Source organism: Streptomyces sp. NPDC060000, assembly GCF_042737375.1.
GTDB lineage: Bacteria > Actinomycetota > Actinomycetes > Streptomycetales > Streptomycetaceae > Streptomyces.
Genome location: NZ_JBHWUU010000050.1, coordinates 1 through 23671 on the forward strand (window position 1 = coordinate 1; position 23671 = coordinate 23671).

The window sequence follows — 23671 nt, forward strand, 5'->3', positions numbered from 1 at the left end:
CCTCCTCACCGAGGGGGCGCGGTCCGGGCCGCCGCGCCGTTCCGCCCTCGCGGAACTGACCGACGACTGGCTCACCGGGCTCTTCACCGCCGGCACCGAGGAGCTGAAGGGCGTGTCCCTGGTCGCCGTCGGCGGCTACGGCCGGGGCGAGCTGTCCCCGCGCAGCGACCTCGACCTCCTGCTCCTGCACGACGGGGACGACCCCAAGGCGGTCGCCGCCCTCGCCGACCGGCTCTGGTATCCCGTGTGGGACCTGGGCCTCGCTCTGGACCACTCCGTCCGCACCCCGGCGGAGGCCCGCAAAACCGCCGGGGAGGACCTCAAGGTCCAGCTCGGCCTCCTCGACGCCCGCCACCTCGCGGGCGACCCCGGTCTCACGGCGGGACTGCGTACCGCCGTCCTCGCCGACTGGCGCAACCAGGCGCCCAAGCGCCTCCCCGAGCTCCAGGAGCTCTGCGCCGAGCGCGCCGAACGCCAGGGCGAGCTCCAGTACCTGCTGGAGCCCGACCTGAAGGAGGCCCGGGGCGGGCTGAGGGACGCCACCGCCCTACGGGCCGTCGCCGCCTCCTGGCTGGCCGACGCGCCCCGCGAGGGCCTCGACGACGCCCGCCGCCGGCTCCTCGACGTACGGGACGCCCTGCATCTGGCCACCGGCCGTGCCACCGACCGGCTGGCCCTCCAGGAGCAGGACCAGGTGGCCGCCGAGCTTGGCCTGCTGGACGCCGACACGCTGCTGAGGCAGGTGTACGAGGCGGCCCGCGTCATCGCGTACGCGAGTGACGTCACCTGGCGGGAAGTGGGACGCGTGTTGCGGTCGCGCGCCGTGCGGCCGCGGCTGCGCGCCATGCTCGGCGGCGGCAAGCCCGCCTCCGAGCGCTCTCCGCTGGCCGAAGGAGTGGTCGAGCAGGACGGCGAGGTGGTGCTCGCCCGTGCCGCACGCCCCGAACGCGACCCCGTGCTCCCGTTGCGCGCCGCGGCCGCCGCCGCGCAGGCCGGCCTCCCGCTCTCCCTGCACGCCGTACGGCGCCTCGCCGCGACCGTGCGTCCGCTGCCCACGCCCTGGCCCGCCGAGGCCCGTGAGCAGCTCGTGACGCTGCTCGGCTCCGGCCAGCCCACCATCGAGGTCTGGGAGGCGCTGGAGGCCGAGGGCCTGATCACGCGGCTGCTGCCCGACTGGGAGCGGGTGCGCTGCCGCCCGCAGCGCAACGCCGTGCACATCTGGACCGTCGACCGGCACCTCATCGAGACCGCCGTGCGCGCCTCCGAGTTCACCCGCCGCGTCAGCCGCCCCGACCTCCTCCTGGTCTCCGCGCTGCTGCACGACATCGGCAAGGGCTGGCCCGGTGACCACTCGGTCGCCGGCGAGATCATCGCCAAGGACGTCGCCGCCCGGATCGGCTTCGACCGCGCCGACGTCGCCGTCCTCTCCGCGCTGGTCCGGCATCACCTGCTGCTGATCGAGACGGCCACCCGGCGCGACCTGGAGGACCCGGCCACGGTCCGCTCGGTCGCCGAGGCGGTCGGCTCGCAGAGCACCCTGGAGCTGCTGCACGCGCTCACCGAGGCGGACGCGCTGGCCACCGGCCCCGCCGCCTGGTCGTCCTGGCGAGGTTCGCTCGTGGCGGACCTGGTCAAACGGGTCGGGGCGGTACTCGCCGGGGACGAGCTCGACGAGCCCGACGCCGCCGCGCCCACCGCCGAGCAGGAACGGCTCGCCATCGAGGCGGTCGCCACCAGCAGCCCGGTGTTGTCCCTGCGCGCGCAGACCGAGGCCTCCGCGGAGGACCGGCCCGCCGACGACCCCGAGCCGCTCGGCGTGGAGCTTCTCATCGCCGTACCCGACCAGCCGGGCGTACTGCCCGCCGTGGCCGGCGTCCTCGCCCTGCACCGGCTGACCGTCCGCACCGCCGAGCTGCGTGCCCTGGACCTGCCGACCGGTGTGGAGGGCTCCGTCCTGCTGCTGAACTGGCGGGTCGCCGCCGAGTACGGCTCCCTGCCCCAGGCGGCCCGGCTCCGCGCCGACCTCGTCCGCGCCCTGGACGGCTCGCTGGACATCGCCGGACGGCTCGCGGAACGGGACGCCGCCTATCCCCGCCGCCGGGGCGTGGTGGCGCCGGCGTCGCGCGTGACGGTGGCTCCCGCCGCCTCCCGGCACGCCACGGTCATCGAGGTACGCGCACAGGACGCGCCGGGACTGCTGTTCCGGATCGGACGGGCCCTGGAGGACGAGGGACTGCGGGTCCGCAGCATGCACGTCTCGACCCTCGGCGCGAACGCCGTGGACGCGTTCTACGTCACCGGAGCCGAGGGCGCGCCGCTGCCCGGAGACGAGGCCGCCTCCGTGACCCGCAAGCTGGAGGAGATGCTGCGGGCCTGACCCCACGCCGTGCCGCACGCCTCCCCGCCCGCCGAATACGCCGGGCGGGGACGAATGCCTTGCGCGGCCGGATACCCTGGAAGACGCTCACTGCCCCCGACTCCGAGGACCGACGCCGCCGTGTTCGATACTCTCTCCGATCGCCTTTCAGCGACCTTCAAGAACTTGCGCGGCAAGGGGCGCTTGAGCGAAGCGGACATCGACGCCACGGCGCGCGAGATCCGCATCGCACTCCTCGAAGCCGACGTGGCCCTGCCGGTCGTCCGCACGTTCATCAAGAACGTCAAGGAGCGCGCCCTCGGCTCCGACGTCTCCAGGGCGCTGAACCCCGCCCAGCAGGTCCTGAAGATCGTCAACGACGAACTCGTCACGATCCTCGGTGGCGAGACCCGCCGACTGCGCTTCGCCAAGCAGCCGCCGACCGTGATCATGCTGGCCGGTCTCCAGGGTGCCGGTAAGACCACCCTCGCTGGCAAGCTCGGCCGCTGGCTGAAGGAGCAGGGCCACTCGCCGCTGCTCGTCGCCTGCGACCTCCAGCGCCCCAACGCCGTCAACCAGCTCAGCGTCGTCGCCGAGCGCGCCGGCGTGGCCGTGTACGCCCCGCAGCCCGGCAACGGCGTGGGCGACCCGGTCCAGGTCGCCAAGGACTCCATCGACTTCGCGAAGTCCAAGGTCCACGACATCGTGATCGTGGACACCGCCGGCCGGCTCGGTATCGACGCCGAGCTGATGCGGCAGGCCGCTGACATCCGCGACGCCGTCTCGCCCGACGAAATCCTCTTCGTCGTCGACGCGATGATCGGCCAGGACGCCGTCAACACCGCCGAGGCCTTCCGTGACGGCGTCGGCTTCGACGGTGTCGTGCTGTCGAAGCTCGACGGCGACGCCCGCGGTGGCGCGGCCCTCTCGATCGCCTCGGTGACCGGCAAGCCGATCATGTTCGCGTCGAACGGCGAGAAGCTCGACGAGTTCGACGCCTTCCACCCTGACCGGATGGCCTCCCGCATCCTCGACATGGGTGACCTCCTCACCCTGATCGAGCAGGCGGAGAAGACGTTCAGCCAGGAAGAGGCCGAGAAGATGGCCTCCAAGCTGGCGTCCAAGAAGGGCCAGGACTTCACCCTGGACGACTTCCTGGCCCAGATGGAGCAGGTCAGGAAGATGGGCAGCATCAGCAAGCTGCTCGGCATGCTGCCCGGCATGGGGCAGATCAAGGACCAGATCGCCAACCTCGACGAGCGTGACGTCGACCGTACGGCCGCGATCATCAAGTCGATGACCCCGGCCGAGCGCCATGAGCCGACGATCATCAACGGCTCCCGCCGCGCCCGTATCGCCAAGGGTTCGGGTGTCGAGGTCAGCGCCGTGAAGGGCCTGGTCGAGCGGTTCTTCGAGGCCCGCAAGATGATGTCCCGGATGGCCCAGGGCGGCGGCATGCCCGGAATGCCCGGGATGCCGGGCATGGGTGGCGGCGCCGGCCGGCAGAAGAAGCAGCCGAAGCAGGCCAAGGGCAAGCAGCGCTCCGGCAACCCCATGAAGCGCAAGCAGCAGGAGCTGGAGGAGGCCCAGCGCCGCGAGGCCCAGGCCCAGGGCGGCAACGCGCTCGGACTGCCCCAGCAGGGCGCTCAGGACTTCGAGCTGCCGGACGAGTTCAAGAAGTTCATGGGCTGACAGCAGCCGCACGGGGCTCGGCGCCGAGCCCCGACCGCACTCCACATCCCGTGGGGCGCTCTTCCGCTCACGGAGGGGCGCCCCACGCGGCGTATCGCCGGGAAGCGGCTGCGAGGAGGCAGGCGCACGCGCACCGGCCCACGGGCGTCTACGCGGCCGGCGAAGGCCCACGGGGAGGAGTGGTCCTCGGGGGACGCGGATGCTTCAGGGAGTCCGCGCGATCAGGTACCGGAACACGTTCGGCATCCACACCGTCCCGTCCGCGCGACGGTACGGGTGCAGCGCCTCCGCCAGTTCCTTGTCGACCTGCGCCGGGTCCGTCGCCGCGACCGCCGCGTCGAACAGGCCGGTGGACAGCAGGCCCTTGAGGGCGCTCTCCACGTCGGCGTAGCCGAAGGGGCAGGCCACCCGCCCCGATCCGTCCGGCCTCAGCCCGGCCCGCCCCGCGACCTCCTCGAGGTCGTCGCGCAGTGCCGGGCGCAGCCGGACCGGGCCGCCGCGCAGCGGATCGGCGAGCTTGGCCGCCACCCGCAGCACCGCGGACGTGGCGCAGCGTTCCGGTGGACCCCAGCCGACCAGCACCACGGGCGCCCCGCGCACGGCGAGCGGTGTGGTGGCCGTGAGCAGGGCGGCGAGCCCGTCCGCGTCGCCCGCGAGACACCCCATCGGCTCGAACGCCGTCACCAGGTCGTACGCGCGTGTGCCCGGGCCGGCCGGGCCCTTCGGTAACCGGTCGGTGAGGCGGATGCCGCCGCCGTCCCCCCGCGAGCCCGCGGCCCGTTCGCCGGGCGCCTTCGGCAGCAGCCGCTCGCGCGCGAGGGCCAGCCGTTCGGGGGAAGAGGACTCGACACCGGTGAGGGCCGCCGCGCCTCTGGAGGCCGCCATCAGCAGGGCCAGTCCGGAGCCGCAGCCGAGACCGAGGAGCCGGGTGCCGGGTCCCAGATCCAGTCGCTCGTAGACGGCCTCGTAGAGAGGGACCAGCATCCGCTCCTGGACCTCCGACCAGTCACGCGCGCGTGCACCCGGGTCCGCGCGGGGCGTAGGCCCCGCGAGTGGCAGGTGCTGCCGCACGAGCGTAGGTGTCATGGATAAGCGCCCCAATCCGCCGAGAGTTGCCGCAGTAACCGATCAGGTGGCCCCCGTGCAGTGCGCTCGCACTTCCCCCGTATGCCAGGTAACTCCCCGTACGCGACCGCGTCCAGGGGTCTCGGGCCCCCGCTTGTGCGCCGGCTGTGCCTGTGGCGAGAATTCACATTCCGGCAACTTGGGGCCGTACCATCGCGCCATGGCAAAGGCTCCCGTTCTCACCCCGCGGGCGGACGACTTCCCCCGCTGGTACCAGGATCTGGTCAACAAGGCGGAACTGGCCGACAACGGACCGGTGCGCGGCACCATGGTCATCCGACCGTACGGCTACGGGCTGTGGGAGCGGATGCAGGCGGAGATGGACGCCCGCATCAAGGAGACGGGCACCGAGAACGCGTACTTCCCGCTGCTGATCCCGCAGTCCTACCTCACGCGCGAGGCGGACCATGTCGAGGGCTTCGCGCCCGAGTTGGCCGTGGTGACACACGGGGGCGGCAAGGAGCTGGAGGAGCCGGCGGTCGTCCGGCCCACCTCCGAAACCATCGTCAACGAGTACTTCTCCAAGTGGGTGCAGAGCTACCGCGACCTGCCCCTGCTCATCAACCAGTGGGCCAACGTGGTCCGTTGGGAACTGCGGCCCCGCCTCTTCCTGCGGACGGCCGAGTTCCTGTGGCAGGAGGGGCACACCGCGCACGCCACGTACGAGGAGGCCCGTGACTTCGCCGCGCACATCCAGCGCGAGGTCTACGGCGACTTCCTCGAGAACGTCCTCGCGATCGACTTCGTCTCCGGCCGCAAGACGGTCAAGGAGCGCTTCGCGGGCGCCATCAACACCCTCACCCTCGAAAGCATGATGGGCGACGGCAAGGCCCTCCAGATGGTCACCAGCCATGAACTGGGCCAGAACTTCGCCAAGGCCTTCAACACCCGGTACCTGTCGAAGGAGGGCACCCAGGAGCTGGTCTGGCAGACCTCCTGGGGTTCGACGACCCGCATGATCGGCGCCCTGGTGATGACCCACGGCGACGACGACGGGCTGCGGGTGCCGCCCCGGCTGGCGCACATCCAGGTCGTCGTCCTGGCGATCAAGGGCGACGAGGCGGTTCTGGCCAAGGTCCGCGAGGTGGGCGCCCGGCTGAAGGCGGCGGGGCTCCGCGTCCGGGTCGACGACCGTACCGACGTCCCGTTCGGGCGCCGCGCCGTCGACTGGGAGCTCAAGGGCGTGCCCGTCCGTGTCGAGATCGGGCCCCGTGACCTGGAGAACGGCACGGCGATGCTCGCCCGGCGGATCCCGGGGGGCAAGGAGCCGGTGGCGGTCGACGCGCTCGTGAGCCTCCTGCCGGCCCTCCTCGAAGAGGACCAGGCGCTGCTGCTGAAGCAGTCCCGCGAGCGCCGCGAGTCCCGTACGACGGACGTGTCGACGATTCCCGAGGCGGTCGAGGCGGCCGTCGCCGGCGGCTGGGCGCGCATCCCCTGGGCGACCCTCGGCGAAGCGGGCGAGGCCAGGCTGGCCGAGCAGTCGCTGACCGTACGGTGTCTGATCGCGGAGGACGGGTCGGTGCCTGACGACGGGGACACCCCGGGTAACGTCGCGATCGTCGCGCGCGCTTACTGAGACAGCGCCCTCCGCTCGCGAGAGCGACCGAAACGCCTCTTGCGCCCCTGCGGAACATCCCTGCCCCGGCGCGTGTACCCGTCTACGCGCCGGGCAGGCGGGTGCAACACGAGTGGACGTACGTGGCCTACGCACCAGCTTGGTAGGAGCTGTGAGGCTTATCCGCAGATCAGCGCACCCGCCCTCGTCAGGACGCATCAGCGGCAAACTGACGGGTACGTGCAAATTATTTGGGATGGCCCGGAATAGGAACACAGGGGCACCCCCGCTCGTTGTCATTACGTGAGCACGACACAGACACCACCTGTTCTCGCCGCAGAGCTGGCAGAGGCGTGGGCCGACATTCAGCGGTACCACCCCGAGCTGCCGGATCTTGCCGCGCCAGAGTCCCTGATCGGGGAGTCGTCGTCCGCCTGCGGTCACGAGCTCTCCTTCGAGCGACTGCTTCACGAGGCAGTCCATGGCATCGCCGCCGCCCGCGGCGTTCGCGACACCTCCCGCGCCGGCCGCTACCACAACCGCAGATTCCTTGCGATCGCCGAGGAAATGGGTCTGGACCACCCGGAGGAGCCCCACCCCAGCAGCGGCTTCTCGCTGGTCACGCTCAATCCCGAGGCCAAGCGCCGCTACCGTCCGACGATCGAGCGTCTCCAGCGGGCCCTCAAGGCCCACCTGGCGGCCACCTCCTCGGACACCACCCGCAGTTTCCGCGGTCCCGCGGCCCGGCACGGCTCCTCGGGCGGCGGCGTCCGGGTCAAGGCCGTGTGCGACTGCGGGCGCAATGTGCGCGTCGTGCCGTCGGTCCTGGCCCAGGCGCCGATCGTGTGCGGGGGCTGCGGCAAGCCGTTCCGGATCCCGGAGATCGTCGGCGCGGCGTAAACACCCGACGGCCCAGCACCGGCATCTCGTGGCTGCCGGTCGACGGCGAGGGCGCGGGGTGTTCGTACACCGCGGCAGTCGTGCCTCCCCCGGGCGGCACGGACGGTCGCGGCCGGCACCCCGCACCGCCGGGCCGCGCACCCGTCGTACGTCCACCGGACGCCGGGTGCGGGCGAAGCATGCCCAGGCGGCCGCCGACCCCGCGGCCGAGGGCGACCCGCGGGGTGTGGCACAATGGCTAGCTGTACTCGACAGTCGCACAGGACCCCTCTCTCCTCCGGCTGACGCGTCCATCGGGCACTCGGGTACCGCAACCCCACGCGGCCATCTCGCCGTGCCCACCCACGTCAAGACCAGGAGACACCACTTCCGTGGCAGTCAAGATCAAGCTGAAGCGTCTGGGCAAGATCCGCGCGCCTCACTACCGCATCGTCGTCGCCGACTCCCGCACCCGTCGTGACGGTCGTGCGATCGAGGAGATCGGCAAGTACCAGCCGACGTACCACCCGTCGATCATCGAGGTCGACGCCGACCGCGTGGCGTACTGGCTGGGTGTCGGCGCGCAGCCGACCGAGCCGGTGCTCGCCATTCTGAAGAAGACCGGCGACTGGCAGAAGTTCAAGGGCGAGCCCGCCCCGGCGCCGCTGCTCGTCGCCGAGCCGAAGAAGGCTCGCCCGTTGTTCGAGGCCCTCGGTGGCGACGACTCGGGCAAGGGTGAGGCCATCACCCAGAAGAAGAAGGCCGAGAAGAAGGACGAGGCTGCCGCCGAGTCCTCTGCGGCTGAGCCGACCGAGGCCTGAGCAGCATGCTCGAAGAGGCGCTTGAGCACCTCGTGAAGGGCATCGTCGACAATCCCGACGATGTGCAGGTCGCCTCGCGTGACCTGCGCCGCGGGCGCGTGCTCGAGGTCCGGGTCCACCCGGACGACCTCGGCAAGGTGATCGGCCGCAACGGCCGCACCGCACGCGCTCTGCGCACCGTCGTGGGCGCCATCGGCGGCCGTGGCGTCCGTGTCGACCTCGTCGACGTGGATCACGTCCGCTGACGCGTTTCGCAACACCGGCTCGGGCCGGGGAAGGCCACTGGGCCGTCCCCGGCCCGTAGTCGTTACGGCAGTCGTGACGACAGGTACGACAGGAGATCTTCAGAAGTGCAGCTCGTAGTCGCGCGGATCGGCCGCGCCCACGGCATCAAGGGCGAGGTCACCGTCGAGGTACGCACCGACGAGCCGGAGCAGCGGCTCGCGCCCGGCGCCGTCCTGGCCACGGACCCGGCCTCGACCGGCCCGCTGACCATCGAGACCGGCCGTGTCCACAGCGGTCGTCTCCTCCTGCGCTTCGAGGGTGTGCGCGACCGCACCGCCGCCGAAGCCCTGCGCAACACCCTCCTGATCGCCGAGGTCGACCCCGCGGAGGTGCCCGAGGAGGAGGGCGAGTACTACGACCACCAGCTGATGGACCTCGACGTGGTCACCAAGGACGGCGTCGAGGTCGGCCGGATCACCGAGATCTCGCATCTGCCCTCCCAGGACCTCTTCATCGTCGAGCGGCCGGACGGCAGCGAGGTGATGATCCCCTTCGTCGAGTCGATCGTGGTCGAGATCGATCTGGAGGAGCAGCGGGCGGTCATCGACCCGCCGCCGGGTCTGATCGACGACCGTGCGGAGATCGTCTCCTCCCGGGAGACGGACGAGGGCACGGACGAGGACTCGGACGAGGGCGCGCACGGGGACGCCGACGCGGACGAGGACGGGGGTCGGCCCTGATGCGCCTCGACGTCGTCACGATCTTCCCCGAGTATCTCGACCCGCTGAACGTCTCCCTCGTCGGCAAGGCACGCGCGCGTGGCCGGCTGGAGGTGCGGGTGCACGACCTGAGGGAGTGGACGTACGACCGGCACAACACGGTCGACGACACCCCCTACGGCGGCGGGCCCGGCATGGTCATGAAGACCGACCCCTGGGGCGACGCCCTCGACTCGGTTCTCGCCGACGGCTACGAGACGGGCGCGCACGCGCCCGCGATCGTCGTCCCGACCCCCAGTGGTCGGCCCTTCACCCAGGAACTGGCGGTCGAGCTCTCCGAGCGGCCGTGGCTGATCTTCACACCGGCCCGCTACGAGGGCATCGACCGGCGGGTCATCGACGAGTACGCCACCCGCGTCCCCGTCTACGAGGTCTCCATCGGCGACTACGTCCTGGCCGGCGGGGAGGCCGCCGTCCTGGTCGTCACCGAGGCCGTGGCGCGGCTGCTTCCCGGCGTGCTCGGCAACGCCGAGTCCCACCGCGACGACTCCTTCGCCCCCGGCGCCATGGCCAGCCTCCTGGAAGGCCCCGTCTACACCAAGCCGCCCGCCTGGCGCGGCCGGGAGATCCCCGAGGTGCTGCTCAGCGGCCACCACGGCAGGATCGCCCGCTGGCGCCGCGACGAGGCCCTGCGGCGCACGACGGCCAACCGGCCCGACCTGATCGAGCGCTGCGACCCGAAGACCTTCGACAAGAAGGACCGCGAGATGCTCTCCATCCTGGGCTGGACGCCCGACCCGGAGGGTGCGCCGTACGGTCGATTTTGGCGCAGGACCGAGGGCGTGGAAGAATAGGTCGCTGTTGTGCGCCGTCCGGTGTGCGCCCCTGCCGCAGGGGGACACGACGCCCGCCTCGACGGGCACACGGCACTCAATCCTCGAACATCTAGTTCCGTTGATGACCTGTGGCATCAGCGAAGAAAGCAGACGAAATGTCTCACCTGCTCGACTCCGTCGACGCCGCGTCGCTGCGCACCGACGTCCCGCCCTTCCGCCCGGGTGACACCGTCAACGTCCACGTCCGCGTCATCGAGGGCAACCGCTCCCGTGTGCAGCAGTTCAAGGGCGTAGTCATCCGCCGCCAGGGCGCCGGTGTCCGCGAGACCTTCACGGTCCGCAAGGTCTCCTTCTCCGTCGGCGTCGAGCGCACGTTCCCGGTGCACACCCCGATCGTCGAGAAGATCGAGCTCGTCACCCGCGGTGACGTGCGTCGCGCCAAGCTCTACTACCTCCGTGAGCTGCGCGGCAAGGCCGCGAAGATCAAGGAGAAGCGCGACAACTGAGTGCTCTGCGGGGTTCATAGAGGGGCCGGATAGCATCTGGCCCCGATGGACACCGAAGCTCAGCCCACGACGGAGCGCGACCGCTCCTCCAGCCCTTCCGTATCCGCGGACGTCTCCCAGGAGACCCCGGACCCGGAGGGACCGGAGGGACGGTCGCGTTTCGCGTTGGTGGCGCGGATCACGCACTGGCTGCCGGGCGGCCGGACCAGTCTCACGCTGCTGAGCTGCCTGCTGTTTTTGCTGGTCCTCAACGCTTTCGTGGTCCAACCATTCCAGATTCCCAGCGGATCCATGGAAAACGGATTGAGGATCGGTGACCGGGTTCTCGTAAATAAGTTGGCGTACCGTTTCGGTGCCGAGCCGCGGCGCGGCGATGTCGTCGTGTTCGACGGCACCGGGTACTTCGGGAACTTCGACTACATCAAGCGCGTCGTGGGTGTAGGGGGAGATCACGTGGTCTGCTGCGACAAGGAGGGGAGGATCAAGGTGAACGGCCGGTCGGTCGATGAGTCGACGTTCCTGTATCCCGGCGACAGTGCGTCCACGGTGGACTTCGACGTGGACGTGCCGAAGGGCACCCTGTTCGTCCTCGGTGACCACCGCAGTCACTCCAGCGACTCCCGGGACCACCTCGGCTCACCGGGCGGCGGAATGATCCCCGCCGACCGGGTGATCGGCCGCGCCGACTGGATCGTGTGGCCCTACGCGCATCTCACCCGTCTGCCCCGGCCCGGCGCCTACGCGCGCGTACCCGGTGTGGAGCACGCCCATGGGTAACCGCGGCAGGCCGCGCGGCACCCCGACCAGCGCCGCGGACAACCTCCTGCCCACCGGCGCCCGGCGTACCTCCAGCCCGGCTGGTGGCGGCGGCGGCCGCTCGCGCGCGGAGCGGCGCAAGCTCCAGCGCAAGGTCAAGCGCAAGCGCAGGCGTTCGGCCGCCCGGGAGATACCGCTGCTGGTCGGTGTCGCCGTCCTCATAGCCCTGGTCCTGAAGACCTTCCTCGTGCAGGCCTTCGTGATCCCCTCCGGCTCCATGGAGCAGACGATCCGGATCGGCGACCGTGTCTTGGTCGACAAGTTCACCCCGTGGTTCGGCTCCAGGCCCGAGCGCGGGGACGTCGTCGTCTTCAAGGACCCCGGCGGCTGGCTCAACGACGAGCAGACCACCACCAAGAAGAACGACCCGGTCGTCGTCAAGCAGGTCAAGGAAGGGCTCACCTTCATCGGTCTGCTGCCGTCCGACAACGAGAAGGACCTCATCAAACGGGTTGTCGGGGTGGGCGGCGACCGCGTGGTGTGCTGTGACACCCAGGGGCGGGTGACCGTCAACGGCGTTCCCCTGGAGGAGGGGGCCTATCTCTATCCCGGGAACGAGCCCTCGGCCTCGGCGTTCGACATCACCGTCCCGCAGGGGCGGCTGTGGGTGATGGGCGACCACCGGGCCAACTCCGCCGACTCCCGCTTCCACCAGAACACCGACTACGGGGGCACCGTCTCGGAGGACGAGGTGGTGGGACGGGCCATGGTCATCGCCTGGCCCCTGGGGCACTGGGTCCGTCTCAAGGAACCGCAAACTTTCGCTTCGGTCACCGGCTCGGCCGCCACGGCGACCGCGTCCGCCCAGCTGTCGCATAGGGTTGCTCCCGGCAATCCGAACGAATCGATTCGACAACTCCCGAGCCCTGCGGAACTCCCGCTCGTTATGGGAGTGGTGGGCCTGCGTCGTACGTGGGGCAGGCAGCGGCACAGAGTGAGGAGTTGGCGTGGGGGATGTGGCGGTTGGCGCACGGTCCGGGCATGGCGGCGAGGAGCACCGCGGTCATCCGGTGGAAGCCGCCGACCCGGCTTTCGACGGCGCCGTGACCTCCGGGAGTGACCCCGTGGCGGGCGGCGACGGCCCGCCGGCGGACGAGCCGCCCCGGACCGGCGGCGAGGGATCGGGCGGCCCGGCCCCGAAGCCGAAGAAGCCGCGCTCCTTCTGGAAGGAGCTGCCGATCCTGATCTTCATCGCGCTCGTCCTCGCGCTGCTGATCAAGACGTTCCTGGTGCAGGCGTTCTCCATCCCGTCGGCCTCGATGGAGAACACCCTCAAGGTGGGCGACCGGGTTCTCGTCGACAAACTGACCCCGTGGTTCGGCTCCGAGCCGGAGCGCGGCGAGGTCATCGTCTTCCATGACCCCGACAACTGGCTGGCGGGCGAGAACACCGCCGATCCGAACGCCTTGCAGACCGTCCTCAGCTGGATCGGCCTGATGCCGTCCGCCGAGGAGAAGGACCTGATCAAGCGGGTCATCGGCGTCGGCGGCGACACCGTCTCCTGCAAGGGCACGGGCCCGCTGACGGTCAACGGCAAGGCGCTGAACGAGCCGTACGTGTACCCCGGCAACACCCCGTGCAGCCAGGACGACCAGGGCGGCCAGTTCACCGTGAAGGTCCCCAAGGGCTTCGTCTGGGTCATGGGCGACCACCGTCAGAACTCTCGCGACTCGCGCTACAACCAGTCGGACACGAACCACGGCATGGTCCCCGTCGACCAGGTCGTCGGCCGTGCCGTCGTCAAGGCGTGGCCGATCACCCGCTGGGGCACGCTGCCGGTGCCGGACACCTTCGACCAGGACGGCCTGAGCACCCAGTCGGCGGCGTCCGCCGCCCTGACGGTCGCCCCGCAGGGCCTCGCCCTCGCCGGGGTCGTACCGGTGGTCCTGTGGCGCCGTCGGCGCGCGGAGGACTCCGCGGTCCGCTGACCTTCCGGCTTCCGCACCGGCCTGCACTCGGCAAACCCTTTCCCAAGCTTGTGACCAAGGCCCGGGAACAGCCGGGAAGAGGGGCTGACCCGGTTCGGTACCGCCGGGTAGGGTGCGGATCCATGGGTGGCGAGAGCACTACGCGTACGGCCCCGCACAGTGGCGGTGGCACCAGCAGTGGCCCGGTGGGCAGCCGGACCGGACAGCGTCTGTCCGGACTGGCCGTCGCACTGGGCCTCGTGCTGTTCCTCTGCGGATTCGGGTGGGGAGCGCTGCTCTACCGGCCGTACACCGTGCCCACCAGTTCCATGAGCCCCACGATCGTCGCGGGCGACCGGGTGCTGGCCCAGCGGGTCGACGGCGACGAGGTGCGCCGCGGGGATGTCGTCGTGTTCACCGACAAGACCTGGGCGAGCAACGCGCCCGTGGTCAAGCGAGTGGTCGCGGTCGGCGGCGACACGGTGTCCTGCTGCACCGACGGCAAGCTGACCGTCAACGGCGAGCAGATCGAAGAACCGTATCTGCCCGCGGGCAGCCTGGCCGAGAACAAGAACATCCCGACCGTGAAGGTCCCCGACGGCCGGCTGTTCCTGCTCGGTGACGAGCGGGAGGGCTCCCTGGACTCCACCGCCCACCTCACGGACGCCGCCCAGGGCACGGTCGCGCGCAGCGCCGTCAAGGCCCGCGTCGACGCCGTCGTGTGGCCCATGAACGGCATGCTGAAGCGGCCCACGGGTTTCGAGGAACTCGGCGCCCTCTCCGAGCCGGGTCCGCTGGGGACGATCGGCTGGATGATCGTCGCGGGTGGCGTGCTGGTCCTCGGCGGCGCCGCGTACGGCCCGATCGCCAAGCGGACGTCCGGCCGCCGCGCCCGGCCGGAGGCGGCCGGTGCCCGCTGAGACCACGGACGGGCCGACGGGCGCGGGCGTCGACTCCTATGAGGGCGGCCTGCGCAAGGTCGCCCGGGTCGTGCTCCTCGACCCGCAGGACCGCATCCTGCTGCTGCACGGCCATGAACCGGACGATCCGGCCGACGCGTGGTGGTTCACTCCCGGCGGCGGTGTGGAGGGCGACGAGACCCGTGAGGAGGCCGCTCTGCGCGAACTCGCCGAGGAGACCGGCATCACCGAGGTCGAGCTCGGTCCGGTGCTGTGGCGGCGGATGTGCTCCTTCCCGTTCGCGGGCCGCCGCTGGGACCAGGACGAGTGGTACTACCTGGCCCGTACGACGGTGACGGAGACCCGGGCCACGGCCCTGACCGAGCTGGAGCGGCGCAGTGTCGCCGGAGCGCGTTGGTGGACGTGTCAGGAACTGACCCGGGCACATGAGACGGTGTATCCGACCAGACTCGCCGGGCTGCTGCGCAGGCTGCTCGACGAAGGTCCTCCGGCCGGACCCGTAACCCTCGACACGGAAATCGTCTAGGGGCGCACGGGACTGGCGCACAATGGGGGGATCGCACGGCTGAAGGGGAACATGCCATGAGCGCCGAGGACCTCGAGAAGTACGAGACCGAGATGGAGCTGAAGCTCTACCGGGAGTACCGCGATGTCGTCGGTCTGTTCAAATACGTGATCGAGACCGAGCGGCGCTTCTACCTCACCAACGACTACGAGATGCAGGTGCACTCGGTCCAGGGCGAGGTGTTCTTCGAGGTGTCGATGGCGGACGCCTGGGTGTGGGACATGTACCGGCCGGCCCGGTTCGTGAAGCAGGTACGGGTGCTCACGTTCAAGGACGTGAACATCGAGGAGCTGAACAAGAGCGATCTGGAGCTCCCCGGGAGCTGACCTGTCCCAGGGCTGACCTGTCCCAGGGCTGACCCGTCCCAGGGCTGACCTGCCCGGGAGCTGACCTGCCCGGGGCTGACGTCCGGCGCGGTACTCGTGCGGGTGACGGGGTTTTCCACAGCCGCCGGGTTCTCCACCAAGATCCTTTCCGTGGCGGCGGATGCGTGAGCGTGGGTGCCGGAGGTGGTGCCCGTATGAGCACGAACACGGATCTGGCCCGAGGCGCACTCGGCAGGTACGGCGAGGAACTGGCCGCAAGGCGGCTGGTCGAGGCCGGGATGACGGTCCTGGAGCGCAACTGGCGCTGTGGCAGGACCGGTGAGATCGACATCGTCGCCAGGGACGGCGACGTCCTGGTCGTCTGCGAGGTGAAGACCCGCAGCGGCGGCGGTTTCCAGCACCCGATGGCGGCGGTGACATCCGAGAAGGCCGAACGCCTGCGCGGCCTGGCCGGGCGATGGATCCAGGCGCACGGAGGAGCCCCGCCGGGCGGCGTCCGCATCGATCTGATCGGTGTCGTCCTGCCCCGCCGCGGGGCGGCCGTCCTCGAGCATGTGCGGGGGGTGGCCTGAGATGGGGTTCGCGCGTACGTGCTCGGTGGCGCTGGTGGGCGTCGAAGGGGTCGTCGTCGAGGTCCAGGCCGACCTCGAACCGGGAGTGGCGGCGTTCACGCTGGTGGGGCTGCCGGACAAGAGCCTGACCGAGAGCCGGGACCGGGTGCGGGCGGCGGTGGTGAACTCGGGTGGCGAATGGCCGCAGAAGAAGCTCACCGTCGGACTCAGCCCGGCCTCGGTGCCCAAGGGCGGCAGCGGCTTCGATCTGGCCATCGCGAGCGCCGTGCTCGGCGCGGCCGAACGGATCGACCCGAGGGTGCTCGCCGACATCGTCATGATCGGAGAGCTGGGCCTGGACGGAAGGGTGCGCCCGGTCCGGGGCATCCTGCCCGCGGTGCTGGCCGCGGCCGACGCCGGATACGAACAGGTGGTCGTCCCGGAGTGCGCGGCCGCCGAGGCGGCGCTGGTCCCCGGCGTCTCCGTGCTCGGGGTGCGCAGCCTGCGGCAACTGATCGCCGTCCTCGCGGACGAACCCGTGCCCGAGGAGGAGCCGGACGAGGCGGGCCGCCCCGATCCGCTCCTGGCCGGCCTGCGGATGCCCGGTACCGGAGCGGCCACCGGGATGCACGGCCTGGGCGCCGCCCAGCAGGACCAGGGGCACGACCTCGCGGACGTGGTCGGACAGGGCTCGGCGCGGACCGCGGTGGAGGTCGCCGCGGCCGGCGGCCACCACCTCTTCCTGGAAGGACCGCCCGGGGCGGGCAAGACCATGCTCGCGGAGCGTCTGCCGGCCGTGCTGCCCCGGCTGGACAGGCAGGAGTCGCTGGAGGTCACCGCGGTGCACTCGGTGGCCGGACTGCTGCCGCCGGGCAAGCCCCTCATCGACGTGCCCCCGTACTGCGCCCCGCACCACTCGGCCACCATGCAGTCGCTGGTCGGGGGCGGGGCCGGGTTCGCCAGGCCCGGTGCCGTCTCGCTGGCGCACCGCGGCGTGCTCTTCCTCGACGAGACCCCGGAGTTCGGCAGCCATGCCCTCGACGCCCTGCGGCAGCCGCTGGAGGCGGGCCATGTGGTGATCGCGCGCAGTGCGGGGGTGGTGCGGTTCCCGGCGCGGTTCCTGATGGTGCTCGCGGCCAACCCGTGTCCCTGCGGCCGGTTCTCGCAGCGGGACACCCTGTGCGAGTGTCCGCCCTCCGTGATCCGCCGCTACCAGGCGCGGCTGTCCGGCCCGCTGCTCGACCGGGTCGACCTGCGGGTGGAGGTCGACCCGGTCGGCCGGGCCGAGCTCGCGCACCGCGGGCCCGGCGGTGAGTCCACGGCGACCGTCGCAGACCGGGTCAGGGCCGCCCGGGAACGGGCGGCGGCCCGGCTGGCGGGCACTCCGTGGCGGACCAACAGCGAAGTGCCGGGGCGGGAGCTGCGCAACCGCTGGCAGGCCGCCACCGGTGCCATGGACGAGGCGGAGCGGAGCCTGGAGCGAGGGGTGCTGACCGCCCGGGGGCTCGACCGGGTCCTGCGCGTCGCCTGGACCGTCGCCGACCTCGTCGGCCACGACCGGCCCGGCGTGATGGACGTGAACCTGGCCCTGCAACTGCGCACAGGGGTGCCGCGCGGGGTACCGATGGCCCTCGGGGCCCTGACGTGAGCGGCGACGAGCCGGCCGACGACCGGCTCGCCCGGGTCTTCCTCGGGCGGGTCCTCGAGCCCGGCGACGAGGTGGGCGGGCAGTGGGTGCGGCAGCGCGGCGTAAGGGAGGTCGTGCGGCGGCTGCGGGACGACGGGGAGCCGCTGCCAGGGGTGACCGCGCGGCGCTGGGCCGGGTTGCGCGCACGGGCCGAGCGGGCCGAGCCGGAGCGGGATCTGGCCGTCGCGCACGAGGCCGGGGTGCGGTTCGTGTGCGCGGGGGACGCAGAGTGGCCGGGAACGCTGGACGAACTCGGGGACGCCCGGCCGCTCGGGCTCTGGGTGCGGGGGCGGCCGAGTCTGCGGATGTGGGCGCTGCGGTCGGTCGCCGTGGTCGGCGCCCGCGCCTGCACCGAGTACGGCGCCCACATGGCGGCCACCCTCTCCGCCGGCCTCGCCGAACAGGGCTGGGTGGTCGTGTCGGGCGGCGCCTACGGCGTGGACGGCGCCGCCCACCGGGGCGCCCTCGGCGCGGGCGGCGCCACCGTCGCCGTGCTCGCCTGCGGGGTCGACCGGCCCTACCCGCGCGGCCACACCGCGTTGATCAACAGGATCGCCGAACAGGGTCTGGTGGTCGGCGAGTTGCCGCCCGGCGACCATCCGACACCGAGCAGGTTCATCCTGCGCAACCGGGTGATCGCCGCGCTGACCCGGGGCACGGTCGTCGTCGAGGCCGCGTACCGCAGCGGCTCGCTGGTCACCGCGCGGGCGGCGCAGCGGTTGGGCCGGCACATGATGGGGGTGCCGGGGCCGGCCACCAGTGGCCTTTCCGCAGGGGTGCACGAACTCCTGCGCGGGGAGGCGGTGCTGGTCACCGACGCCGCGGAGGTCGTCGAACTGGTCGGAGAGATGGGTGAGCTGGCACCCGACCGGCGTGGTCCGGCGCTGCCGCGCGATCTGCTGGAACCGGCTGCCCGGCGTGTTCTGGCCGCGCTGCCCGCCCGCAGGTCCGCGGCGGTCGACGAGATCGCACGCGAGGCCCGGACCACGCCGGACGACGCGATCGCGAGACTGTACGAACTCAGAGCACTCGGTTACGTCGAACGACACGGCGACGGCTGGAAGTTGACACGCCAGGCCATGGTCTCCGTTCGAGGGGGCCACCGTCCGTGTTGACCCGGGGTGTTCGGCCGTCCGGGGGAACGCCGAAAGCCTTGGCGTTTCCGGCAGTTGGCCCGGCCCCGGGTCGACCGCGGTAACAGCCGTGACCCGGGAGGGGTCCAAGCGGAACGTATCTGCGTACCGGTCCGGCCACGCCCTTCGCGCACCGCGACACTTCAGTCACGCTACGCTCACGAGGATTCCGGCACAGACCGGCACCTCTGCACCACGCGGTACCGACCACACGCACTTCACGGCAGAACGGCACAAGGCGACGAATGCCCCAGCACACCTCCGGGTCCGACCGGGCGGCGAGCCCCCCAGCCGCCCGTGACGGTGGCAGCGTGCGGCCGCCCGCTCCCTCGACGCTCGACGAGCTGTGGCGGTCGTACAAGGCGACGGGGGACGAACGGCTGCGGGAACAGCTGATCCTGCACTACTCGCCGCTGGTGAAGTACGTGGCGGGCCGGGTGAGCGTCGGGCTGCCGCCCAACGTGGAGCAGGCCGACTTCGTGTCCTCCGGGGTCTTCGGACTGATCGACGCGATCGAGAAGTTCGACGTCGACCGGGAGATCAAGTTCGAGACCTACGCGATCACCCGGATCCGGGGCGCGATGATCGACGAGCTCCGGGCGCTGGACTGGATCCCGCGGTCGGTGCGGCAGAAGGCACGCAACGTCGAGCGGGCCTACGCGACGCTGGAGGCGCGGCTGCGGCGGACTCCGTCGGAGTGCGAGGTGGCCGCCGAGCTGGGCATCGCGGTGGACGAACTGCACGCTGTGTTCAGCCAGTTGTCGCTGGCCAACGTGGTGGCGCTGGAGGAGCTGCTGCACGTCGGGGGTGAGGACGGGGACGGCCTCAGCTTCATGGACACGCTGGAGGACACCGCCGCGGACAACCCCGTGGAGGTGGCCGAGGACCGGGAGCTCAGACGGTTCCTCGCGCGGGCGATCAACACGCTGCCCGACCGGGAGAAGACGGTCGTCACGCTCTACTACTACGAGGGGCTGACGCTCGCCGAGATCGGCAACGTGCTGGGCGTGACCGAGAGCAGGGTCAGTCAGATCCACACCAAGTCCGTCCTCCAGCTGCGCGCGAAACTGGCGAGCTTCGGCCGTTGAACCGGCCGGGGAGCCCCGGCCGGTGGACGCGAGTGCGGGCGGAGTCACTCCCGCCGGGCGGGGAGCGTCCGTAGAGTGGTCGATGTGCCAAGGATTCGAGCGGCCTCCGTGGCCGAGCACCGGTCGATGCAGCGTGCCGCCCTGCTGGACGCGGCACGCTCCCTGTTGTCCGAGGGCGGTACGGAGGCGCTGACCTTCCCGGCCCTCGCCGAGCGCACGGGCCTCGCGCGTTCGTCCGTGTACGAGTACTTCCGGTCGCGGGCCGCCGTGGTCGAGGAGCTGTGCGAGGCCGACTTCCCCGTGTGGGCGGCGGAGGTGGAGGCGGCGATGGCCGCGGCCGACGGGGCCGAGGCCAAGGTCGAGGCGTATGTGCGCCGGCAGCTCGCCCTGGTGGGGGACCGGCGGCACCGGGCCGTCGTGGCGATCTCGGCGAGCGAGCTGGACGCGGGGGCCCGGGAGAAGATCCGGGCGGCACACGGCGGGCTCGTGGCGATGATCGGTGCGGCGCTGGCGGAGCTGGGCCACGCGCAGCCCCGTCTCGCGGCGATGCTGTTGCAGGGCGTGGTGGACGCGGCGGTACGGCGGATCGAGCTGGGCGCGGCGGAGGACCCCTCGGCGATCACCGACGCGGCGGTGGGGATGGTGCTGCGGGGCGTCCGGGGCTGAGTGACGGCGGTCGGGGGCGAGTCGCGGGCTTGGGGGTCGAGTGACGGCGGTCTGGGTTGAGTCGCGTGGTTGGGGATCGGGCTGCGGGTTTCGTGGTCAGTGACGGCGGTCGGGGCCGGGGCGCGGGCTTGGGGGTCGAGTGACGGCGGTCTGGGTTGAGTCGCGGGGTTGGGGGTCGGGCTGCGGGCCTTGTCTCAGTGACGGCGGTCGGGGTCGGGGCGCGGGCTTAGGGGTCGAGTGACGGCGGCCGGGGCCGGGCCGCGGGCTTCTGGGTTGAGCCATGGTGGTCGGGGCCGAGTCAAGGAATTCGGAGCTGAGTCACGGATTCCGGGGACGAACCGTGGGCTTCTGGGTCGACTCACGGCGTTTGGAGTCGGGGCGCGGGCCTCCGCCCAGTCATGGCAGAGGTACGCCGAGCACCGGCAGTAGCCGTGACGGGCCGTTCCGCCACAGCCATGGGGGCAGCAGCGACAGCGGGTCCAGATAGGTCTCGCCTCTGAGCAGCCCCCAGTGCACACACGTCCGGGCGCAGTGTGAGCCCATCTGCTCCACCGTGCCGACGACCTGGCCCGGGGCCACCTCGTCGCCCTTGCGCACCGACGCCCGTACCGGCTCGTAGGTCGTCCGCAGGGGTGGCCGGCCCGTCGCCGCCAGTTCCACCGACACGACGCCCCGGCCCGCCACCCGGCCCGCGAAGGACACCCGGCCCGCCGCCACCGCCCGTACGGCGGTGCCCGGCGGTGCCGCCAGGTCGACGCCCCGGTGGCCGCGGGCGTACGGGCTCGCCGGGGGCTCCCAGCCGCGGAGCACCGCCGGGCGGGTGCCCACCGGCCAGACCCGGCCGATCGCCGGGACCGGCGGCGCCGGGAGAGCCCGGGGCGCCGGGAGCGCCGGGGCGCGCGGCGGAACCCGGGGATCCGCCCACGCCACCGAGGCCGCCGTCATGATCGACAGACACAGCAGCAGGGCCAGGTACCGCTCTGGGCGGTGCCGCTGCGCAGGGAATCGTCGTGGGTCTCGCTGTGCGTGCATGCCGTCACCGTCCCGCGTTCCTCCGGTGGCGGCCCGGGCCTGTGGACCGTCCGACGGTTGTGGACAGCGGCGTCACCCGGTACCTCGCCGGTCCCGTACACTTCTTCTGGCGATCCGGGTCACCGGGTCGACTTCGCACGCCCCAATATCGGGGGCCGGCCACGGTCGGTCTTCCGGTGTCTGCGCCCCTCGGTCCTTCGTGGCTCGGCGCATCGCGGGCGTCAGGCGCGGGAACCGTCCGGTTCCCGCGGCACAACCGAGAAAACCAAGGAGAACGGCCATGGCCGTCGTCACGATGCGGGAGCTGCTGGAAAGCGGCGTCCACTTCGGTCACCAGACCCGTCGCTGGAACCCGAAGATGAAGCGCTTCATCTTCACCGAGCGCAACGGCATCTACATCATCGACCTGCTCCAGTCGCTGTCGTACATCGACCGCGCCTACGAGTTCGTCAAGGAGACCGTCGCCCACGGCGGCACGGTCATGTTCGTCGGCACGAAGAAGCAGGCGCAGGAGGCCATCGCCGAGCAGGCGACCCGCGTCGGCATGCCCTACGTCAACCAGCGCTGGCTGGGCGGCATGCTCACCAACTTCTCGACCGTCTACAAGCGCCTCCAGCGCCTCAAGGAGCTCGAGGTCATCGACTTCGAGGACGTCGCCGCCTCGGGTCTGACGAAGAAGGAGCTCCTGGTCCTCTCGCGTGAGAAGGCCAAGCTCGAGAAGACCCTCGGTGGTATCCGCGAGATGTCCAAGGTTCCCAGCGCCGTCTGGATCGTGGACACCAAGAAGGAGCACATCGCGGTCGGTGAGGCCCGGAAGCTCAACATCCCGGTCGTCGCCATCCTCGACACCAACTGCGACCCCGACGAGGTCGACTACAAGATCCCGGGCAACGACGACGCGATCCGCTCCGTCACCCTGCTCACCCGCGTGATCGCCGACGCCGTCGCCGAGGGCCTCATCTCCCGTTCCGGCGTCGCCACCGGCGACAAGGGCGACAAGGCCGCCGGCGAGCCGCTGGCCGCGTGGGAGCGCGACCTGCTCGAGGGCGAGAAGAAGGCCGACGCCGAGACCACGGACGAGGCTGCCGAGAAGCCGGCCGAGGCCGCTGCTGAGGCTGAGACCGCCGAGGCTCCCGCCGAGGCCGCTGCTGAGGCCGAGGCCCCGGCCGCCGAGGCTCCCGCTGCTGAGGCTGAGGCTGAGGCCCCCGCCGCGGAGGCCGCTCCGGCCGCCGAGGGCGAGCAGGCCTGAGTCAGGCCGTAGGCCGTACGGCCGCCAGGTCGTCCGTAGGGCACTAGGGACGAAGTGACGGCGGGGGGTGCCGAGTGCACCGCCCGCCGTTCACCCACAGCCCCCCCAGATCTTCGTAGATCTTCGAGACTTCGAACTCCGAGAGAGATTCACAGATCATGGCGAACTACACCGCCGCTGACGTCAAGAAGCTCCGTGAGCTCACCGGCGCCGGCATGATGGACTGCAAGAAGGCGCTGGACGAGGCCGAAGGCAGCGTCGACAAGGCCGTCGAGGCGCTCCGCATCAAGGGCCAGAAGGGCGTCGCCAAGCGTGAGGGCCGCTCCGCCGAGAACGGCGCCGTGGTCTCGATCATCGCCGACGACAACTCCTCCGGCGTCCTCGTCGAGCTGAAGTGCGAGACGGACTTCGTCGCCAAGGGTGAGAAGTTCCAGGCCGTCGCCAACGCGATCGCCGAGCACGTCGTCAAGACCTCCCCGGCCGACCTCGAGGCGCTGCTCGCGTCCGAGATCGAGGCCGGCAAGACCGTCCAGGCGTTCGTGGACGAGGCCAACGCCAACCTCGGCGAGAAGATCGTGCTGGACCGCTTCGCGCAGTTCGCCGACGGCTTCGTGACCGCGTACATGCACCGCACGATGCCCGACCTGCCCCCGCAGATCGGTGTCCTCGTCGAGCTCGACAAGCAGACCGACGAGGCCGCTGTCGTGGCCAAGGGCATCGCCCAGCACATCGCCGCCTTCGCGCCGAAGTACCTCTCCAAGGAGGACGTGCCGGCCGAGGTCGTCGAGACCGAGCGCCGCGTCGCCGAGGAGACCACCCGCGCCGAGGGCAAGCCCGAGGCCGCCCTGCCGAAGATCGTCGAGGGTCGCCTCAACGGCTTCTTCAAGGACGCCACGCTGCTCGGCCAGCCGTACGCGCTGGACAACAAGAAGTCCGTCCAGAAGATCCTGGACGAGGCCGGTGTCACCCTGAAGCGCTTCACGCGTATCAAGGTCGGCATCTGAGTCCGTACCGCGA

At 71.3% G+C, this 23671-nt stretch carries 24 protein-coding genes; 22 read left to right on the forward strand and 2 right to left on the reverse strand.

Annotated features, from left to right (window positions below; all coding sequences use genetic code 11):
* The coding region (locus ACFWBB_RS24905; protein ID WP_385276562.1) for a [protein-PII] uridylyltransferase at positions 1-2377 on the forward strand (2377 nt) is incomplete at its 5' end.
* A gap of 120 nt (positions 2378-2497) precedes the next feature.
* Positions 2498-4048, forward strand: coding sequence for a signal recognition particle protein (gene ffh / locus ACFWBB_RS24910; RefSeq protein ID WP_385276565.1), 1551 nt, complete (start codon positions 2498-2500; stop codon positions 4046-4048).
* Between the two features lie 204 nt (positions 4049-4252).
* Here the strand turns inward: ffh and ACFWBB_RS24915 are convergent, their stop codons facing one another.
* On the reverse strand, positions 4253-5134 hold the full coding sequence (locus ACFWBB_RS24915) for an SAM-dependent methyltransferase (RefSeq protein ID WP_385276568.1): 882 nt from the start codon (positions 5132-5134) through the stop codon (positions 4253-4255).
* 199 nt (positions 5135-5333) lie between these two features.
* On the opposite strand from ACFWBB_RS24915, the gene proS reads away from it, so the two are divergent.
* The 18 genes from proS to ACFWBB_RS25005 all read left to right on the forward strand — a co-directional run bounded on the left by proS (position 5334) and on the right by ACFWBB_RS25005 (position 20373).
* On the forward strand, positions 5334-6749 hold the full coding sequence (proS, locus tag ACFWBB_RS24920; protein WP_385276571.1) for a proline--tRNA ligase: 1416 nt from the start codon (positions 5334-5336) through the stop codon (positions 6747-6749).
* 282 nt (positions 6750-7031) lie between these two features.
* Entirely contained in the window at positions 7032-7628 is a 597-nt protein-coding gene (locus tag ACFWBB_RS24925) for a hypothetical protein (protein ID WP_093780039.1), read from the forward strand.
* Positions 7629-7999: 371 nt separating this feature from the next.
* Entirely contained in the window at positions 8000-8428 is a 429-nt protein-coding gene (rpsP, locus tag ACFWBB_RS24930; RefSeq protein ID WP_385276574.1) for a 30S ribosomal protein S16, read from the forward strand.
* Between the two features lie 5 nt (positions 8429-8433).
* Positions 8434-8673, forward strand: coding sequence for an RNA-binding protein (locus ACFWBB_RS24935; RefSeq protein WP_005479813.1), 240 nt, complete (start codon positions 8434-8436; stop codon positions 8671-8673).
* 105 nt (positions 8674-8778) lie between these two features.
* Positions 8779-9393: a ribosome maturation factor RimM gene (gene rimM / locus ACFWBB_RS24940; protein WP_385276578.1), complete on the forward strand. Its 615-nt coding sequence runs from the start codon at positions 8779-8781 to the stop codon at positions 9391-9393.
* Entirely contained in the window at positions 9393-10226 is an 834-nt protein-coding gene (gene trmD, locus ACFWBB_RS24945; RefSeq protein WP_385276581.1) for a tRNA (guanosine(37)-N1)-methyltransferase TrmD, read from the forward strand. The genes rimM and trmD overlap by 1 nt, the downstream gene beginning before the upstream one ends.
* A 137-nt stretch (positions 10227-10363) precedes the next feature.
* Entirely contained in the window at positions 10364-10714 is a 351-nt protein-coding gene (gene rplS / locus ACFWBB_RS24950) for a 50S ribosomal protein L19 (protein ID WP_385276584.1), read from the forward strand.
* Between the two features lie 45 nt (positions 10715-10759).
* Positions 10760-11491, forward strand: a complete 732-nt coding sequence (lepB, locus tag ACFWBB_RS24955) for a signal peptidase I (RefSeq protein ID WP_385276587.1) — start codon at positions 10760-10762, stop codon at positions 11489-11491.
* Positions 11484-12590 (forward strand): signal peptidase I, encoded by a 1107-nt coding sequence (gene lepB, locus ACFWBB_RS24960; protein WP_385276590.1) that lies wholly within the window; start codon positions 11484-11486, stop codon positions 12588-12590. Before lepB (ACFWBB_RS24955) ends, lepB (ACFWBB_RS24960) begins: the two co-directional genes overlap by 8 nt.
* On the forward strand, positions 12478-13458 hold the full coding sequence (gene lepB, locus ACFWBB_RS24965; RefSeq protein WP_385276593.1) for a signal peptidase I: 981 nt from the start codon (positions 12478-12480) through the stop codon (positions 13456-13458). Before lepB (ACFWBB_RS24960) ends, lepB (ACFWBB_RS24965) begins: the two co-directional genes overlap by 113 nt.
* 122 nt (positions 13459-13580) lie before the next feature.
* Complete coding sequence (gene lepB / locus ACFWBB_RS24970) at positions 13581-14357, forward strand: signal peptidase I (protein ID WP_385276596.1); 777 nt, start codon at positions 13581-13583, stop codon at positions 14355-14357.
* Positions 14347-14883, forward strand: a complete 537-nt coding sequence (locus tag ACFWBB_RS24975) for an NUDIX hydrolase (protein ID WP_385276599.1) — start codon at positions 14347-14349, stop codon at positions 14881-14883. The genes lepB (ACFWBB_RS24970) and ACFWBB_RS24975 overlap by 11 nt, the downstream gene beginning before the upstream one ends.
* Before the next feature lie 56 nt (positions 14884-14939).
* Positions 14940-15248, forward strand: a complete 309-nt coding sequence (locus tag ACFWBB_RS24980; protein ID WP_005311352.1) for a DUF2469 domain-containing protein — start codon at positions 14940-14942, stop codon at positions 15246-15248.
* Between the two features lie 164 nt (positions 15249-15412).
* On the forward strand, positions 15413-15820 hold the full coding sequence (locus tag ACFWBB_RS24985; RefSeq protein ID WP_385276602.1) for a YraN family protein: 408 nt from the start codon (positions 15413-15415) through the stop codon (positions 15818-15820).
* A gap of 1 nt (position 15821) precedes the next feature.
* Positions 15822-17447 (forward strand): YifB family Mg chelatase-like AAA ATPase, encoded by a 1626-nt coding sequence (locus ACFWBB_RS24990; protein ID WP_385276605.1) that lies wholly within the window; start codon positions 15822-15824, stop codon positions 17445-17447.
* Positions 17444-18601 (forward strand): DNA-processing protein DprA, encoded by a 1158-nt coding sequence (gene dprA, locus ACFWBB_RS24995; protein ID WP_385276608.1) that lies wholly within the window; start codon positions 17444-17446, stop codon positions 18599-18601. The genes ACFWBB_RS24990 and dprA overlap by 4 nt, the downstream gene beginning before the upstream one ends.
* A gap of 263 nt (positions 18602-18864) precedes the next feature.
* On the forward strand, positions 18865-19707 hold the full coding sequence (gene whiG / locus ACFWBB_RS25000) for an RNA polymerase sigma factor WhiG (protein ID WP_385276611.1): 843 nt from the start codon (positions 18865-18867) through the stop codon (positions 19705-19707).
* A 108-nt stretch (positions 19708-19815) separates the two neighbouring features.
* A complete protein-coding gene (locus tag ACFWBB_RS25005; RefSeq protein WP_385276735.1) occupies positions 19816-20373 on the forward strand; it encodes a TetR/AcrR family transcriptional regulator in 558 nt (185 codons plus the stop codon).
* 396 nt (positions 20374-20769) lie between these two features.
* Here ACFWBB_RS25005 and ACFWBB_RS25010 read toward each other — a convergent pair whose 3' ends face one another.
* A complete protein-coding gene (locus ACFWBB_RS25010; protein WP_385276614.1) occupies positions 20770-21405 on the reverse strand; it encodes a M23 family metallopeptidase in 636 nt (211 codons plus the stop codon).
* Between the two features lie 280 nt (positions 21406-21685).
* Here ACFWBB_RS25010 and rpsB point away from each other — a divergent pair, with 280 nt between their 5' ends.
* Together rpsB and tsf are read left to right on the forward strand one after the other, a co-directional pair.
* Complete coding sequence (gene rpsB, locus ACFWBB_RS25015) at positions 21686-22654, forward strand: 30S ribosomal protein S2 (protein ID WP_385276617.1); 969 nt, start codon at positions 21686-21688, stop codon at positions 22652-22654.
* A gap of 158 nt (positions 22655-22812) precedes the next feature.
* The gene (gene tsf / locus ACFWBB_RS25020) at positions 22813-23658 is read left to right on the forward strand and encodes a translation elongation factor Ts (RefSeq protein ID WP_385276620.1); all 846 of its coding nucleotides are present in this window, start codon (positions 22813-22815) and stop codon (positions 23656-23658) included.
* Positions 23659-23671 lie beyond the last annotated feature (13 nt).